The sequence below is a fragment of the Veillonella sp. HPA0037 genome (assembly GCF_000411535.1).
GTDB classification, from domain to species: domain Bacteria; phylum Bacillota; class Negativicutes; order Veillonellales; family Veillonellaceae; genus Veillonella; species Veillonella atypica.
This window is the reverse complement of sequence record NZ_KE150483.1, coordinates 885,303-886,012: the sequence shown is the minus strand read 5'-3', so window position 1 is coordinate 886,012 and position 710 is coordinate 885,303. Positions and strand designations below refer to the sequence as shown.

Annotated in this window: 1 protein-coding gene; it reads right to left on the bottom strand. The window is 50.6% G+C overall.

Annotated elements, in window-relative coordinates; genetic code table 11:
• A partial coding sequence (locus HMPREF1477_RS09755; protein ID WP_016475917.1) for a hypothetical protein occupies window positions 1-710 on the bottom strand: 710 nt, incomplete at both ends.

Genomic DNA, 710 nt, shown 5'->3' with positions numbered 1-710 from the left:
GCAGCGGATAGTGCAGCATTAGCATCCAGTAAAGCAGCGGCAGCCTCTACATCCGCATCTAATGCAGCGGCATCCGAAACAGCAGCAAGTACATCTGCATCTAATGCAAGTACAAGTGCGACAGCTGCTTCTACTAGTGCAACTAACGCAGCAGCGTCTGAAACAGCGGCATCTACATCGGCATCTAATGCAGCGGATAGTGCAGCATTAGCATCCAGTAAAGCAGCCGCAGCCTCTACATCTGCATCTAACGCAGCGGCATCCGAAACAGCAGCAAGTACATCTGCATCTAATGCAAGTACAAGTGCAACTAATGCAGCAGGATCTGCAACAGCGGCGTCTACATCCGCATCTAATGCAGCAGTAAGTGCAACATCTGCATCTACGTCAGCATCTAATGCAGCTGATTCTGCTAATGCGGCTTCTACGTCAGCATCAAGTGCATCTACGAGTGCAACAGCAGCAAGTACATCTGCATCTAACGCAGCAGTAAGCGCGACATCTGCATCTACATCAGCATCCAATGCCGCTGATTCTGCTAATGCGGCATCTACAAGCGCATCCAGTGCATCTACAAGTGCGACGGCAGCAAGTACATCCGCATCCAATGCAGCTGGATCTGCTTCTTCTGCAAGTACATCGGCATCTAATGCCGCTGATTCTGCCAATGCAGCATCCACAAGTGCATCCAGTGCATCTACAAGTGCGAC